The sequence below is a fragment of the Sphingobacterium sp. GW821-FHT03E03 genome (assembly GCF_059420745.1).
Map to the genome: position 1 here is coordinate 12,361 of NZ_JBWKUH010000021.1, position 14,981 is coordinate 27,341.

Genomic DNA, 14,981 nt, shown 5'->3' on the forward strand with positions numbered 1-14,981 from the left:
AATGGCGCAAGGATCGAATTTTGTTGATTATGTGAAAGTGTGTTGTCGTTCGGGACATGGTGGGGCAGGTTCGGCTCATTTGCATCGTGACAAGCACACAGCTACGGGAGGACCTGATGGTGGTGATGGCGGCCGTGGAGGACATATTATCCTAAAAGGAACGACTAATATTTGGACATTACTCCATCTAAAGTACCGCAAACATATCATTGCCTCCAATGGTGAATCTGGTGGTAGTTCGCTACGGACAGGTGCCACTGGTCATGATGAAATATTGGAGGTGCCGTTGGGTACCATTGCCAAGGATGCAGAGACCGGTGAGGTGTTGTTTGATATTACCGAAGATGGTGAGACGAAGATCTTGGTTCCGGGAGGAAAGGGTGGTTTAGGTAACTGGCATTTTAAGTCGCCTACAAAACAGACACCTCGATTTTCGCAACCGGGGATGCCAGGCAAAGAGCAATGGATGATTCTCGAACTTAAGGTGCTAGCAGACGTTGGTCTGGTAGGTTTTCCGAATGCAGGTAAATCAACCTTGTTGTCTGTAGTCTCGGCAGCAAAACCTGAAATTGCTAATTATCCATTTACCACATTGGTGCCTAATCTCGGTATGGTGAGTTATCGTGATAACCGCTCGTTTGTGATGGCCGATATTCCGGGGATCATTGAGGGTGCTTCGGAAGGGAAGGGACTCGGTTATCGTTTCTTAAGACACATTGAACGCAATTCAGTATTGTTATTTATGGTGCCTGCTGATACAGACCGCACGATAGCGGAAGAGTATGGTATTTTACTGAATGAATTGACAGCATATAATCCCGAGCTAGCGGATAAACCCAAGTTATTGGCGATTACAAAATCTGATATGCTTGATGATGAACTTGAGAAGGAAATGGAACAGCAGCTTCCTGAGGGGCTTCCGTATATTTTCATCTCATCTGTCAGCGGTAAAAATATTCTGCCATTGAAAGATATGATCTGGAAAGCAATAAACTCTTAATAGTTGAATAATATAAACAGGAAAGGCGCTTCATGTCATGAAGCGCCTTTCCTGTTTATATTATTTGCGGTTAAAAATGGGATCAAGCAGATGAAATTTTATGTTTAAAAATTACTGTCCCCAAACTTTTGGTATAATTCCCTTTTTGATGATTGCTCCAATTGGCTGATTATAACGAATTAAGATAAACATTAAAACGGATACATCCAACTACCAACTTATTCCTAATCACAATTTTCAATCAATTTTTATTCAGTGCTCATTCACTATTTATTCAGTCTATATTGAGTGATCACTGAACAAGCACTGAACAATCACTGAATAAGTAATGTTGAAAAACCAAATTTGGTCACTCGTTGTTTCTGACTTGCTGCAAAAAAAATAAAGGAAGAAGTTGCGCTTATGTAACAAAAGATCGCAGTTTTGTGGTAATAGATCATTCTCCATTAGCCGCAGGTAACAACGCGTTGGATATTTTGAGGCAGGAGATGAACTAGCGCGCATACTCGTAATTCAAAAAATATATGTTTTTTAAGTTTTTTTATTAATTTCAACCTATTATTTAATCCCTGATGGATACTGGTTTTTAGTTCCATCGCCAAACTAAATCTAAATGAAAACAGAAGATGAAAAATATTGTGTGGAATGTGGTCAGGTAATTAATGTCAAAGCTGAGGCTTGTCCTCTCTGTGGCGCGAAACAGCCTATATTCTACGCGAACCAACCTTTCCAGCAGAATCGCAGTATCCAGGATGATCGCTGGTTGCCCGCTTTGTTATTTTGTTTCTTTCTAGGCCCCTTCGGTGGACATCGTTTCTATTTGGGGCAGATCGGAACGGCGGTTCTCCAATTAGTTACTCTGGGTGGATGTGGGATCTGGTCGCTTATAGATCTGATCATGATCATTGTGGGGAAATACAAGGATAATGATGGTCAATATATCAAAAGCCCGCTAAATAATAACTAATGGTTTATCTGCTGCTGAAATACCTGCAATTACATTGGATTTATAGCATTGTGATAGGGTATTTTGGTGTCGCTATCGCATTATACATGCTGACGGATATTCATATCCTTGTTCCTTGTCTTTGGAAGGCAATCTCAGGATATGAATGCCCGGGTTGCGGAATGACAACTGCTTTTATTGCCTTGTTACAAATGCAATGGGGGGACGCCTGGTCTGCAAATCCAATGATTTTTGGGCTCGTTCCTGTATTCATCTTTTTGATTTTAAGAGACTTTTGGCGATTTATACATAGACAAACTGGTCCGATGTAAAATAATTGAAAAATGTTTTTCACTTTTAACTGATATGTCGTAACTTTGTCTCCCGTGAAAATTAAAGTAGAGTCTTTATTGGTAGGTGCCTTAGGAAACGGTTTGTCAATCGTGGTAATGCATTGTTAATTAATATTTTAGCCCATTTGAGGGCTTTTTTTATATCCAATAGGGAAGGCTTTAGGATTCAGAACAGAAGAGATACACATTTTATAATATTACATCGATAATGACCAACTACAGCAAATTGCCTGCAATTTTAGTTTTAGAAGATGGTACAGTTTATCACGGTAAAGCCGCTGGTAAAATTGGTACGACTACTGGTGAGATCTGTTTTAATACAGGAACAACCGGTTATCAAGAGATTTTTACAGATCCATCTTATTTTGGACAAATCATGGTAACAACCAATGCACATATTGGTAACTATGGTATTGATGAGGATGATACCGAATCAAATCAAATTCAGATTGCGGGCTTGGTTTGTAAAAACTACAACATCAACTATAGCCGTAAAATGGCTGATGAGTCTATTCAAAGCTATTTTGAAGAAGGAAATTTGGTGGGTATTTCCGATGTGGATACACGTTCATTGGTAAGACATATCCGTGATAAAGGAGCTATGAATGCAATCATTTCTTCAGAAACGCTAGACGTTGAAGAATTAAAGAGCCAGTTGGCAAAAGTTCCTTCGATGGATGGTCTTGAGCTATCTTCTAAGGTAACGACTACTGAGCCTTATTTCTTCGGAAATGAAAATGCATCTTTACGTGTTGCAGTATTGGATTTAGGGATCAAGAAAAATATCCTGCGCAATTTTGAGGCACGTGACGTTTATACAAAGGTTTTCCCGGCTAAGACAACATTTGAAGAAATGGAAAAATGGAACCCTGACGGTTACTTTATTTCAAATGGCCCCGGTGATCCAGCACCAATGGATTACGCTATCGAAACTGTAAAATCTATTTTGAACGCAAACAAGCCGATGTTTGGGATCTGTTTAGGTCACCAGATTTTAGCGTTAGCTAATGGTATCCGTACAAGTAAATTGCATAACGGACACCGTGGTATCAATCACCCGGTCAAAAATATTATCGCTAACCGTTGTGAAATTACTTCGCAAAACCATGGTTTTGGTGTTGTAGCTGAAGATATCAAAAATTCCGAAAATGTGGAGATAACGCACGTTAATTTGAACGACCAATCTATCGAAGGGATCCGTATCAAAGGTCAAAAAGCGTTCTCGGTTCAATATCACCCTGAATCATCTCCAGGTCCTCACGATTCACGTTACTTGTTTGATGATTTCGTTGCAATGATCAAAAACTAAGCAAACGTAGTATACCATAAAAACCCTCCCTATTGTGGAGGGTTTTTTATGGTATTTGCTGAACCAATTATTCAGATTGGTCATATTTTATTCACAATAAATGACGGATTAAATACATTTTTTGTTATATTTGGTTGTGAAAAATGTCTGTAGATAAGAGTGTGTCTTATTTACACTAAGTAATGAAAATAAATTATAGTCTAATAAAGAGATGAGTTTAATTATCGATGTTCATGCGCGTCAAATTTTGGATTCGCGCGGTAACCCTACAATTGAGGTAGATGTTACTACACAAAATGGTTTTGTTGGTCGTGCAGCTGTTCCTTCAGGTGCTTCAACAGGTGTTCACGAAGCAGTAGAATTGCGCGATGGCGACAAGTCAAAATACTTGGGTAAAGGTGTTTTGAAAGCTGTTGAAAATGTAAACACCAAAATAGCGAAAGCTTTGGAAGGCGTAGATGTTTTCGAGCAAAATGCCATCGATAAAATCATGATTGATTTAGACGGTAGTGAAAATAAAGGTAATTTAGGTGCAAACGCTATCCTTGGTGTTTCTTTGGCCGTAGCAAAAGCAGCTGCACAAGAGTCACGTCAACCTTTGTACCGTTATATTGGTGGGGTTAACGCGAATACATTGCCTATTCCGATGATGAACATCATCAACGGTGGATCTCACTCTGATGCGCCTATCGCATTCCAAGAGTTTATGATCATGCCAGTAGGTGCTCCTTCTTTTTCCGAGGCATTACGTTGGGGAACCGAGGTATTTCATACATTGAAAAAAATCTTACACGATAGAGGGCTTTCTACTGCAGTAGGTGATGAAGGTGGATTTGCACCGACATTTGACGGAACAGAAGATGCAATCGAGACAGTATTGAAAGCGATTGAAATCGCAGGTTACAAACCAGGTCAAGACATCTGCTTAGCATTGGATTGTGCTTCTTCTGAATTCTACAAAGATGGCAAATATGATTATGCTAAATTTGAAGGAGATAAAGGAGCGGTACGTTCTAGCGAAGAACAAGCAAGCTATTTAGCCGAATTAACAGCGAAATACCCAATTATCTCTATCGAAGATGGTATGGCTGAAGATGACTGGGCTGGTTGGAAAACGTTGACTGACAAAATTGGCGATCACGTTCAATTGGTAGGTGATGATCTTTTCGTAACAAATACAAAACGTCTTCAACAAGGTATCGATACCCATACTGCAAACTCCATTTTGGTCAAAGTAAACCAAATCGGTTCATTGACTGAAACGATCAATGCAGTGACTTTAGCGCAAAATTCTGGTTACACTTCAGTAATGTCTCATCGTTCAGGTGAAACAGAAGATGCGACGATCGCTGACTTGGCAGTTGCGTTGAACTGTGGTCAAATCAAAACAGGTTCAGCTTCTCGTTCTGACCGTATGGCTAAATACAATCAGTTGTTGCGTATCGAAGAAGAATTGGGTGGTAATGCTCGCTTCATCGGCAAAAACTTTAAATATGCAAAAAAATAGGTTTACCCTATCATGCTAAAAAATAAGGCCTAATCTGTAGATTGGGCCTTATTTTTTTAGCATAGTTTTATTCTGGAAAGAGAATAGGAATTACAATTTAATGGATTGTATCCCTTCTACTTCGATCATGACTATGATTGTATTTATATATTTTATTCCATTTCATGAGTACCTCGTTTTTGAACCATAGCTGATACTCTTCATTATATGGATTCTCATAAGTTATCAATTCCATTATCGCGTTATCATCCAGGCGGTCTGCGCCAGCGATTTTATATTGCTTTCCCATGGTGTTGATGACCTCTTCTTTGCTCATGCCTAGCTGTATCTTTTTCATGTTTGAATCGGTTTTCATTATGGCCTGTTGGACACTGCAAGAGAAGAAGACCACTAGGATAAATGAAAATGCTATCAATATTTTTGTCATAGATTTATATTAATTAAAATAAGGTATTGCCTGTTGCTTTATTTGGATATTTAAGATTCAAATGAAATGTTTCATTCATTTTCTTAATAAAGTGAGTTGCCAGCAGGGGGGATTCAATTTCGACATTCTGATGGATGAAAAAATATAGTTTCTGTAATCCATTATCCCGCCAGAGTTTTAATACTTCTATCCAATTATCTAGACGCGCATAATCCGATGCATGGTTGGCACCGACATAACGGATAAAAGCGACAGGCGTAGTCAGGCGCATATGCAACATATCTCTTCTGCCCGCCGTATCCACCAATACATTGGTTACACCGGTCTCCTCCAATAAGGTATAGAGTTCATTCGTTACTTCAGCTTTTGAGAACCATTCCTTATTTCGGACTTCCAATGCTAAGGGAACATCTTTTGGCCAGTCGTGCAGGAATAATTTTAGCCGTGCCATATCTTTTGGACTGTAGTTGTCATGCATTTGCAGGAAGACCATACCTAATTTTTCGTCAAATCGAACCACAGCATCTGTAAACAACTTGACTTTATCCGTTGCGTTAAGCAATCGGCTAAAATGACTGATAGACTGGGGGACTTTTGGGAAGAATTTAAAATCTGCCGGAGTTTTCTTTTTCCAGGTTTCTACCTGCTCCAGGCTCGGTGAATTATAGAACGTGGCATTCAGTTCGATGCTGTTAAATTGATTGGCATAGTAAACAAGCTCGTCTTTTGTTCCTCTGGGATAAAAACCCTTTAAATCCTGTTTGTTCCATTTTGCACAGCCGACGTATACTTCAAAAGGTTCTTTATTTTTGAAATGTTGTAGGAGGGTTAAGGTCTCCTGAGACGTAGAAGGCAGTGTGAAGTCTACCTCTTCGGGATGATCTACTTGGCCAAATTTCATATTAGTTTTTTCTTAGTTTATGATCAAATAATAAGTGTGCGAGCAATGCCAATAAGCTGTATGTTGTTCCAACTGCAATAACCCCCGGCCATTGGAAATGCTGCCATGCTTGTGCCGCAAAAAAGGTGCCTGTTGAACCGCCGATAAAATAACTGACCATATAAACGGTGTTCAAACGATTGTTAGCGCCAAGATTGAGCGCGTAGAAATCACTCTGATTTAAGATGTGCATGGACTGTAATCCAAGGTCAATGAGGATCACACCAATGATCAGACCCCAGTAATAATTACCGAATAGCGCAAAAAGCAGCCAGCTAAATACCATCAATAATATCGCGTAGAGGATAATTTTCGCGGTACCTATGTATACTGTCATCCGGTTGACAAAAGCAGCTGCAAGGGCACCGCAGGCGCCCACAAGACCAAATGCACCAGCGGTAGCTGGTCCGTCAAAAAATGGTGGCCCTTCGATATGGAAAACGAGGGTCGTAAAGAAGGCTGAAAACGCTCCAAATCCCATCGCACCACGAAATGCAGCCAATTGCAGGACAGGTTGTTTCTTGGCGAAGTTCCACACCGAAAGCATCAATTCTTTATAAGTACCCTTAAAATTAGGGCTAACTTCGGGTAATTTGATGACGATGGCCATTGCTGTGATGATCATGATCACTGTAGCGATCCAATACATTTCGCGCCAGCCAAAGTAGGAACCGACAAATCCGCTGACCACGCGTGATAAAAGGATACCGATCAATAATCCTGACATGACCATGCCTATTGCAGCTGCCTGTTTCTCTTTCGGGGCAAGTTCTGCCGCCATAGGTACAAAAACTTGTGGTATCACGGATGTAAAGCCGATCAAAAAACTAAAGATGAGGATGGCTGTGATAGACTGGGAAAGTGCCATTCCGGCCAAAGAGAGAATAATGAATATAAAATCAATTAAGATCATTTTCTTTCTCTTAAACATATCGCCTAGGGGAACAATCAATAAAAGCCCACAGGCATAACCAATTTGTGTTAACATGGCCGAACTGCTCACTGTGGCTTCGCTAACACGCAGGTCTTTGGCAATCAGCCCCAATAATGGCTGATTATAATAATTATTGGCGACAACCAGACCTGTGGCAATGGTCATCAGCCATAAGGTGGCTTGGGATAATTCTGTTTTGGAATCAGTTGTATTCGTCATTGATTAATGTAGTTCGTCCCACAATTCTTGAAACTTCTGTTTTAATTCAGCGACCTCCTGTTCGAGTTGTCCGATACGTTCCAAAAGCGCAGGATCTGCTGCTCCGCTTGCTGCACTGCTGCTGTTTTCAAAAGCTTCCATGTTTACCTCACCCAACAGGTGGATATAACGTACCTCTTTGTGTCCGGCTTGTTTGGGAAGAGATTTCAGATAGCCCTCCTGAGCAAGTTTCTCCAATTGTTCATTAATTTCACCTAAAGAGTCAAATTCGTATAATCTTCCGGCATTTGAATTGATTTCACCGGCTGTCATTGGTCCACGGAGAAGTAATAGGCAAATAATAGTCAATTCAGATGGTATAAGGGGAAACTGTATGGCAAAATTGTGCTTATACTTGGTTACCCTGGATCCACCACCGATAACGGTTGAAATCAACCCTCTCTTTTTTAGGATGTCCAGCGTATTGACGATGTCCTCTTCGGTGTATTGAACAACAGGTTTGCGTGAAGTTTTTTGATTGCATGCAGCCTGCAAGCTGTTGATCGTCATGGGATAATATTCGGGGGTCACCTTTGATTTTTCAATTAGGGAGCCCAGGACACGCTGTTCCATTGCAGACAATTGAGGCAAATTAGTCGTTTCCATGTTATTTTTAATGTATCTATTAATGATCGAATATAAGTTTAATGTCAAACGGCGCCCGACATCAACTTGAGGATTTGTTCTTACCCAAAGATGCCCTTTTTCCGATACAACTCCAAAATATCCGATTGATATTGTTGGATAAAATAGGATTGCTTTAGTTTTTCTTATCTTCGCATGAATAAAATAAGATTTAAAGTGCTCAAGATAGCTTTTCATCCCGAATTTATCCATCCAGTCAAGGAAGGACATCGTTTTCCGATGTTAAAGTACGAGTTGATTCCCCTGCAGTTGAAGCATGAGGGATTGGCCAATGAAGCTAATTTTTTCAGACCTGAACTGGCAAGTTTTGAGACCTGTTGTCTGGTACATGATCCTGCTTATGTGACGAAACTGTTTGATTTGACCTTAGATGCAAAAATGGTTCGTAGGATCGGATTCCCCTTGAGTAAGAGTTTGGTAGACCGCGAACGCTATATTTTGGATGGAACTGTTCAGGCTGCAGGTTATGCCTTGAAATATGGGGTAGCTTTCACAATTGCAGGTGGAACGCACCACGCGGGTTATGATTTTGGTGAAGGCTTCTGCCTGATGAACGACCAAGCAACTGCTACGGGTTATCTATTACAACAGAAGCTTGCAAGTCGAATCCTCATCATTGATCTGGATGTACATCAAGGGAATGGAACAGCGCATATCTTTGAAGGACATCAACAGGTGTTTACCTTCTCGATGCATGGGGAGAAGAACTATCCCTTTATCAAACAGCGCTCTCATTTGGATATCGGTCTCGCTGAAAATATAACAGATAAAGAATATCTGAAAATTCTGAAAGACAATCTGCTGGATTTATTTGAACGTATTCGGCCTGATTTTGTCTTTTATCAGGCAGGTGTAGATATACTTGGGACCGATAAACTGGGGAAATTGAATTTAAGTCCAGCGACCTGTGCGCGAAGAGATGCACTTGTATTGGGGCTCTGTCATCAGCAGCATATTCCTGTTCAGGTAAGTATGGGAGGCGGTTATTCTCCGCAGATCAAAGATATTGTCAATGCACATTGCCAAACATTTAAAATAGCAATAGATTTATATAATTTATAAAATAAAGAATATGTTTTTTCACCAAGACGCAACTTTTGAAGCGTTATCTATACATCGTGTAGGAAGCAAAGCACAGGACGAATTTTATATCCTGTCTGATGCCCCTGTATCCCTTGAAGGCGATGAAGTATTGCCTGGACTTTTGATGCAGTACTTTATGAGCCCCTTTGCAAAAGTGAACGAAGTGTATCGTCTATATCATCCCAATGAAGAACTGGATCTGAACGAGGTGTTTTATTTTGTTCGTCAGTACTTTAAAGAACAGTTACCTTTTCATGATTTTTCCCAGCAGATTTCGAAGCACCTTTATGAGGTGTCCAGCCACCCCAAGATTAAAGCAGGAGAGGTGTATGTGGTAGCGCTAAAAAATGTGCAGATTGAAGGCGAGGAACACGATGCTATTGGTATATTTAAATCGGAAAACAAAGAGACTTACCTAAAAGTATATCCTGAACAAGGGGCTTTCACCTTGGAATATGAGCAGGAGGCAATCAACATCAATAAGTTGGACAAAGGATGCATTATCATCAATGTTGAGGAAGAGGAAGGGTATAAGGTTCTTGTACTGGATCAGACCAATAGACAACAGGAAGCGGTGTATTGGAAAGACGAGTTCCTCAAACTGCGCGTGCGTAATGACAATTTCAATCAGACAGGTAACTACTTGAAAGTCTATAAGAATTTTGTTCAGGAGAAACTCGATGAAACGTTTGAACTGGAGAAGGCCGATAAGATTGATTTGATGAATAAATCAATGAACTACTTTAAGGAAAAGGAAACTTTCGTTCAAGAGGAATTTGAAGAAGAAGTATTGGGAAATCCCCAGGCGATAGCCATGTTCCAGGATTATAAAGCTGGTTTTGAAAATGAATTTGATTCACCCTTCCAGTCAAGTTTTGAAATTGCGGATAAAGCCGTCAAAAAGATGGAATCGTCCTACAAGTCTGTACTAAAATTGGATAAGAACTTTCATATCTATGTGCATGGAAAACGAGAATACCTTGAAAAGGGATTTGATGAAGATAAAGGGATGAACTATTATAAGGTCTATTTCGAAAACGAAAGCTAATAATTTATGACAAAGCGCGATAAAATAGCTGTTTTTATTTTTGGATCATTCATTGGCCTGCTATTCGTTTTATCGTTGATCGAAAGCAATAATTTATGGGTGGAGGAATTTTATGCACAGGGATTTTATCGATTTTATGGACATATCCCGAAGTATATTTTTGGCTATATTCCCCTTAGCATGGGGGATATTTTTTACGCTTTCACGATTATTTTTCTGCTCTATTGGCTAGTTAATCTTATACGCAAGGCATGGGGTAAAAAATGGTTGGATGCTTGTCGAACTCTTTTATTTATCGTAAATCTATTGCTTGGGCTATATATTTTCTTTTATATCTCCTGGGGGTTGAATTATTATCGGAAGCCGATCAGTGTGAATGCAAACCTGCAAGTTGATAACTTGAAGCTTGCAGACTATCTCATGGTACTCGATGAATACCTGGATAGTACAAATGCTTTGCGTGAAAAGGTCAATCCTGCTCAATGGGCGGATCGGAAAGATCATATACGGGCGGATCTGGCAAGTTGGGTAAAAAATGATACCACTTTTTCTTCTTTTTTATCAAGTAGCCAGGTACGCGCTAAGTCGCCTTTAAATAGTGTGGTTGTTTCGTATTTCGGTGTTTCAGGTTATTTCAACCCGTTTACACACGAAGCGCAGGTAAATTATGCTATGCCAGCCTTATCTTTTCCGTTTACTTATGTACATGAGCTCGCCCACCAACAGGGAGTTGGTTTTGAGGATGAAGCTAATTTTATTGCTTTTGTTCGCTTACAGCATCATCCGCAATCCTTTTATCGCTATTCAGCTTATTTGCAAACGACCTTATATATGCTGGGAGAATTACGAGGCATGTATCCAGATCTTTCGAAGAATTATCAAACAAGACTGAGCAAGTTGGTGCTGGCGGATATAGCGGATGAACGCTTATTTTGGAGTGATTATACCGGTTGGATCAACGATCTGATGGGACTGTTTTACAATGAATACCTAACACATAACAATCAGAAGGAGGGAATGGCGAGATACGATCGGATGACAAGGTTGGTGTTAGCCTATGAACTAAAAAAGAGAGGCTGTCATTGAAATTAGTATAAAAACGCGTAGCAATAAAAAAGCATCAATGCTCACATTGATGCTTTTTTAGCGTTATGTTGTTTCGGTCTTCCTATTGGGTAGAAATCAGCTCAAAGGAACCTTCCGTACCTGCACTGCCTGAGTAAATCTGCCCTTGTGGTAAACCTCTAAGACCTGTAGGCGCGGTTTTTATCCGATCATAGATATTTCTCAAGTCTGTGTTTGCATTGACAGCTCTGCCACCTGCTACGACATCGGCATAGATATAATTTGGTGACTTCTTATTTGTTGCCTGTGGTTTTATACTTCCTGTTGCCAGGGTAACTTTCACTTTGCCACCATTTCCATTGGGGAATGTTTTGGTACCATTAAATGCATCATCGCCTTTTGCGATAATATACAGTGAACCCAATTTTTGAAAATTGGCGTTGATATCAAAATTGGCGCCATTATTCTTTCCATCAGTCCCATAGAAAGTTGCTTTGTTTCCGATCTCAGCGTAACCAATGGTGATTTTTACATTTTTCTTTCCGTAAAAGGACAAGGTAGAGTTATCCTTCATGATCAATGTGTCAATATGGATAACTGCTGTGGAGTCTTTACTGTCAATATTTTTCTTGGCTTTTTTTCCAATTTCAAGCTTGGAAAAATGCTGTGTTTCTTGGGCTTTACCAACAAAGGTAAACGCGACACAAAAAAGAAAGCCTAAAATAAGTTTCGATTTCATAAACCTTTAATTATTTGTAACTATTTAATAGTTTGACAATTGAAAGCCCAAAGAGTTTAATTTTTACTAAGATATTTTACAATTAATTTAGCTGTTTTCTCCGAGGCACCCGGTGTACCCAATTTTTCGGCAAGGATATCGTAATTTTCTAACACACTTGCCCGATGCGCTTTGTTGTTGATCAGTTCACCCACTTCATAGGAAATATCATATGCTGTGCAATCTTCTTGAATTAACTCTCTTACGGAGAGAAAGTTGTTTATTAGGTTTACCAGTGAAATAAACTTTACTTTAACCACTAATTTGGCAATCCAAACCGATATTGCGTTTGCTTTATATACGACAACTTGCGGAACTTTCAATATACCTGTTTCCAGAGTGGCGGTACCGCTGGTGACTACTGCAGCTTCAGCATTGTTTAGGATATCATATGTTTGATTGAAAATAACCGGAATATCGATACCCCTCATGAACTGTTTGTAATAAGATTCGTCAAAATTAGGCGCACCGGCGATGACAAACTGATGTACTGGAAAAAAATAGGGGAGTTCGGCCATAATGGGTAGAAGTTTGGAAATCTCCATTTCTCTGCTACCCGGCAATAAGGCAATGAGTGGTTTGTCTGTAAAACCGTTTTCATCCCTGAATTTAGGATTAAAAGAGTAGGCTGAAATAGCATCGAGCAGCGGATTGCCTACATAATCGACCGGCATGCGCCATTTTTTGTAGAAATCAACTTCAAATGGTAGAATACAGAACATATGATCGACAATTTTTTTGATCTTTTTCACACGACCCTGATTCCACGCCCATACCTTTGGAGAAATATAATAACATGTTTTGATACCATGCTTTTTGGCAAATTCGGCGATTTTTAAATTGAAACCGGGAAAGTCTATGAGTATAACAGCATCAGGTTTTTCTTTCAACAGATTACTTTTGACTGCCTTCAAATTTTTAGCTATTTTGCCCAGGTTTTTCAAAACTTCCACAAAACCCATAAAAGCCATCGCTGAAGTGTGTATCAATGCTTTTTCTCCAGTGGCTTCCTGCATTAAATCACCACCAACTATTTTGAATGTAGCCGTGGGATCCTCTATTTTAAGTGCTTTGATGAGATTGGCTCCATGTAGGTCACCTGATGTTTCGCCAGCAATGAGATAGTATTTCATATGTAAATGATTTATTCTTTAATGGCCATATGGAATATCCACATTATTTTTAAGGCTATTTATGCTTTTCAAATACGGATATTTCATCGGAATATTAATGTTGTTTCGAATTGTTAAAGATAAGATTATTCTAAGTATATGATGAATTTGAGTACATTATTCCATATCTTTATTAAAGATGTTTAACTTTGGAAGAAAATATCGGGAGTATAAAAGCTAAATAGTATTTTTGTCCTATGCAACGATTATGGTCTTTAATAAGAAATAAGTATTTATTAGCCACTTTGGCTTTTTTGGTGTGGATGTTGTTTTTTGATCGAAATGATTTTGCGACACAATACAGCTATCAAAAGCAAAAGGCCAACCTGGAGACGGAACGATCCTTTTATCTGAAGGAGAATGCAGCGATTATAAAAACAATAAACGACATTCGATCCAATCCGCAGGAGGTGCAACGTATCGCACGGGAGAAATATAAGATGAAGAAAGATAATGAGGATATCTATGTTGTCTCTAAAGTTGCTCCCAAAGAAACCCCTTAGTGTTTAATGGAAAAGGGCTATCCCGTTATAGAGATAGAATCATTGTTCAAAATAAAGAAAGACCATCAATGAATACGATGGTCTTTTTCAGTATATAGAAAACGGGGTATTTTAGTTTGCGGCCTGAGCTACCAAACCAAGGTATAATGGTTTTTTCTCATCATTGGCCTTGCCGATCAATATCAATGAATAGTAATAATTCTCAACCAATTTGATATCCTTACGGGTTGCGATTGTTTTTCCGGCTTTATCTTTAGCAATAACAGTAAAGGTTCCACTTTTTTGTGCGATGAAACCTTGGTGGGCAGTCGCCGAATTTTGTGTTTCTTTTGCACGGTTGGTCCATTCCGTCGGAGAAGTTTGGCTACCAATTTGAAGGGTTACTTGGTCGGTTCCCTCAGCAAAATTAAAGAAACGTAAACCAGATTCTGTGTTCTTAATGTCTTTATTGATTTTATCCGTTGTGATGACCTGAATGGCTTTGGATTTGTTTCCATAAACAAATGACGTATAAATTGTACTGTCTTTGATTGTAACAGTAGTATCAACCAAAACATTGTTATATTCTGATGATATCGCTATTTTTCTAGCCCCTGTAAATAGGCCAACTTGGCTATAGCTTTTAAAATCCAAGGGATAATATGGACTTTGTAAGGGTCCCCCGTCGGCATAATATACAACCGCATTGGCGTCAGTGTATCCATTAACCATTGTAAATAACGCGCCTGGAATTCTTTGGTCGTCATTATCTTTTAAGCAACTGGATAGTAAGAATGTCGCTACTGCGATGGCAATAAAATTAAATAATCTATAGTTTTTCATAACCGTGTAATATTAAAATCTTTTTTTGTGTAAAACACATTGCGCTTGTGTTGTCTATTATACGGAGATGACCCACACTTTGCTACAGTAAGTTGTAAAAATAATAAAATTGCATTTTATTTTATCATAAACGTGATTTTAGGTTATATTGTCTTATCTCCATGCACAAGCAATTTGAAGATTATATATTT

16 protein-coding genes are annotated in these 14,981 nt (G+C 39.2%); 9 read left to right on the plus strand and 7 right to left on the minus strand.

Features of this window, described 5'->3' with window-relative positions:
• Position 1 precedes the first annotated feature (1 nt).
• The 5 genes from obgE to eno all read left to right on the plus strand — a co-directional run bounded on the left by obgE (position 2) and on the right by eno (position 5,115).
• A complete protein-coding gene (gene obgE / locus AC07UV_RS19200) occupies positions 2-1,000 on the plus strand; it encodes a GTPase ObgE (protein ID WP_282255530.1) in 999 nt (332 codons plus the stop codon).
• A 613-nt stretch (positions 1,001-1,613) separates the two neighbouring features.
• On the plus strand, positions 1,614-1,967 hold the full coding sequence (locus AC07UV_RS19205; RefSeq protein WP_282255529.1) for a TM2 domain-containing protein: 354 nt from the start codon (positions 1,614-1,616) through the stop codon (positions 1,965-1,967).
• Positions 1,967-2,278: a DUF2752 domain-containing protein gene (locus AC07UV_RS19210; protein ID WP_495184922.1), complete on the plus strand. Its 312-nt coding sequence runs from the start codon at positions 1,967-1,969 to the stop codon at positions 2,276-2,278. The genes AC07UV_RS19205 and AC07UV_RS19210 overlap by 1 nt, the downstream gene beginning before the upstream one ends.
• 229 nt (positions 2,279-2,507) lie before the next feature.
• The gene (gene carA, locus AC07UV_RS19215; protein WP_282255527.1) at positions 2,508-3,608 is read left to right on the plus strand and encodes a glutamine-hydrolyzing carbamoyl-phosphate synthase small subunit; all 1,101 of its coding nucleotides are present in this window, start codon (positions 2,508-2,510) and stop codon (positions 3,606-3,608) included.
• 211 nt (positions 3,609-3,819) lie between these two features.
• On the plus strand, positions 3,820-5,115 hold the full coding sequence (gene eno, locus AC07UV_RS19220) for a phosphopyruvate hydratase (protein WP_223578611.1): 1,296 nt from the start codon (positions 3,820-3,822) through the stop codon (positions 5,113-5,115).
• 97 nt (positions 5,116-5,212) lie between these two features.
• On the opposite strand, the gene AC07UV_RS19225 is transcribed toward eno, so the two are convergent.
• The 4 genes from AC07UV_RS19225 to AC07UV_RS19240 all read right to left on the minus strand — a co-directional run bounded on the left by AC07UV_RS19225 (position 5,213) and on the right by AC07UV_RS19240 (position 8,280).
• Positions 5,213-5,452, minus strand: coding sequence for a hypothetical protein (locus AC07UV_RS19225; RefSeq protein ID WP_495184923.1), 240 nt, complete (start codon positions 5,450-5,452; stop codon positions 5,213-5,215).
• Between the two features lie 103 nt (positions 5,453-5,555).
• Entirely contained in the window at positions 5,556-6,443 is an 888-nt protein-coding gene (locus tag AC07UV_RS19230; RefSeq protein WP_282255525.1) for a DUF72 domain-containing protein, read from the minus strand.
• A gap of 1 nt (position 6,444) precedes the next feature.
• A complete protein-coding gene (locus AC07UV_RS19235) occupies positions 6,445-7,635 on the minus strand; it encodes an MFS transporter (RefSeq protein WP_495184924.1) in 1,191 nt (396 codons plus the stop codon).
• A 3-nt stretch (positions 7,636-7,638) separates the two neighbouring features.
• Positions 7,639-8,280: a YceH family protein gene (locus AC07UV_RS19240; RefSeq protein ID WP_495184925.1), complete on the minus strand. Its 642-nt coding sequence runs from the start codon at positions 8,278-8,280 to the stop codon at positions 7,639-7,641.
• 174 nt (positions 8,281-8,454) lie between these two features.
• On the opposite strand from AC07UV_RS19240, the gene AC07UV_RS19245 reads away from it, so the two are divergent.
• Genes AC07UV_RS19245 through AC07UV_RS19255 form a run of 3 tightly spaced genes read left to right on the plus strand, consistent with a single transcriptional unit; the run spans position 8,455 to position 11,536 of the window.
• Positions 8,455-9,381, plus strand: coding sequence for a histone deacetylase family protein (locus AC07UV_RS19245; protein ID WP_495184926.1), 927 nt, complete (start codon positions 8,455-8,457; stop codon positions 9,379-9,381).
• Between the two features lie 10 nt (positions 9,382-9,391).
• Positions 9,392-10,450 (plus strand): nucleoid-associated protein, encoded by a 1,059-nt coding sequence (locus tag AC07UV_RS19250; RefSeq protein ID WP_495184927.1) that lies wholly within the window; start codon positions 9,392-9,394, stop codon positions 10,448-10,450.
• 6 nt (positions 10,451-10,456) lie between these two features.
• Positions 10,457-11,536, plus strand: coding sequence for a DUF3810 domain-containing protein (locus tag AC07UV_RS19255; protein WP_495184928.1), 1,080 nt, complete (start codon positions 10,457-10,459; stop codon positions 11,534-11,536).
• Positions 11,537-11,618: 82 nt separating this feature from the next.
• Here AC07UV_RS19255 and AC07UV_RS19260 read toward each other — a convergent pair whose 3' ends face one another.
• Complete coding sequence (locus tag AC07UV_RS19260) at positions 11,619-12,254, minus strand: hypothetical protein (RefSeq protein ID WP_495184929.1); 636 nt, start codon at positions 12,252-12,254, stop codon at positions 11,619-11,621.
• A 56-nt stretch (positions 12,255-12,310) separates the two neighbouring features.
• The gene (gene lpxB / locus AC07UV_RS19265; protein ID WP_495184930.1) at positions 12,311-13,426 is read right to left on the minus strand and encodes a lipid-A-disaccharide synthase; all 1,116 of its coding nucleotides are present in this window, start codon (positions 13,424-13,426) and stop codon (positions 12,311-12,313) included.
• Positions 13,427-13,662: 236 nt separating this feature from the next.
• Between lpxB and AC07UV_RS19270 the strand changes: the two genes are divergently transcribed.
• Positions 13,663-13,968 carry an FtsB family cell division protein gene (locus AC07UV_RS19270; RefSeq protein WP_077435500.1) on the plus strand — a complete coding sequence of 102 codons (306 nt, stop codon included), beginning with the start codon at positions 13,663-13,665 and terminating at the stop codon, positions 13,966-13,968.
• 111 nt (positions 13,969-14,079) lie between these two features.
• On the opposite strand, the gene AC07UV_RS19275 is transcribed toward AC07UV_RS19270, so the two are convergent.
• Entirely contained in the window at positions 14,080-14,790 is a 711-nt protein-coding gene (locus AC07UV_RS19275) for a DUF4397 domain-containing protein (protein WP_495184931.1), read from the minus strand.
• Between the last annotated feature and the right edge of the window lie 191 nt (positions 14,791-14,981).

Bases quoted from the DNA above. Each gene is read 5' to 3' on its own strand.
- carA (WP_282255527.1), top strand. From the start codon at position 2,508: ATGACCAACTACAGCAAATTGCCTGCAATTTTAGTTTTAGAAGATGGT.
- AC07UV_RS19225 (WP_495184923.1), bottom strand. From the start codon at position 5,452: ATGAAAAAGATACAGCTAGGCATGAGCAAAGAAGAGGTCATCAACACC.
- eno (WP_223578611.1), top strand. From the start codon at position 3,820: ATGAGTTTAATTATCGATGTTCATGCGCGTCAAATTTTGGATTCGCGC.
- AC07UV_RS19255 (WP_495184928.1), top strand. From the start codon at position 10,457: ATGACAAAGCGCGATAAAATAGCTGTTTTTATTTTTGGATCATTCATT.
- AC07UV_RS19260 (WP_495184929.1), bottom strand. From the start codon at position 12,254: ATGAAATCGAAACTTATTTTAGGCTTTCTTTTTTGTGTCGCGTTTACC.
- AC07UV_RS19235 (WP_495184924.1), bottom strand. From the start codon at position 7,635: ATGACGAATACAACTGATTCCAAAACAGAATTATCCCAAGCCACCTTA.
- AC07UV_RS19230 (WP_282255525.1), bottom strand. From the start codon at position 6,443: ATGAAATTTGGCCAAGTAGATCATCCCGAAGAGGTAGACTTCACACTG.
- AC07UV_RS19270 (WP_077435500.1), top strand. From the start codon at position 13,663: ATGCAACGATTATGGTCTTTAATAAGAAATAAGTATTTATTAGCCACT.
- AC07UV_RS19275 (WP_495184931.1), bottom strand. From the start codon at position 14,790: ATGAAAAACTATAGATTATTTAATTTTATTGCCATCGCAGTAGCGACA.
- AC07UV_RS19205 (WP_282255529.1), top strand. From the start codon at position 1,614: ATGAAAACAGAAGATGAAAAATATTGTGTGGAATGTGGTCAGGTAATT.
- lpxB (WP_495184930.1), bottom strand. From the start codon at position 13,426: ATGAAATACTATCTCATTGCTGGCGAAACATCAGGTGACCTACATGGA.
- AC07UV_RS19240 (WP_495184925.1), bottom strand. From the start codon at position 8,280: ATGGAAACGACTAATTTGCCTCAATTGTCTGCAATGGAACAGCGTGTC.
- AC07UV_RS19245 (WP_495184926.1), top strand. From the start codon at position 8,455: ATGAATAAAATAAGATTTAAAGTGCTCAAGATAGCTTTTCATCCCGAA.
- AC07UV_RS19250 (WP_495184927.1), top strand. From the start codon at position 9,392: ATGTTTTTTCACCAAGACGCAACTTTTGAAGCGTTATCTATACATCGT.
- AC07UV_RS19210 (WP_495184922.1), top strand. From the start codon at position 1,967: ATGGTTTATCTGCTGCTGAAATACCTGCAATTACATTGGATTTATAGC.
- obgE (WP_282255530.1), top strand. From the start codon at position 2: ATGGCGCAAGGATCGAATTTTGTTGATTATGTGAAAGTGTGTTGTCGT.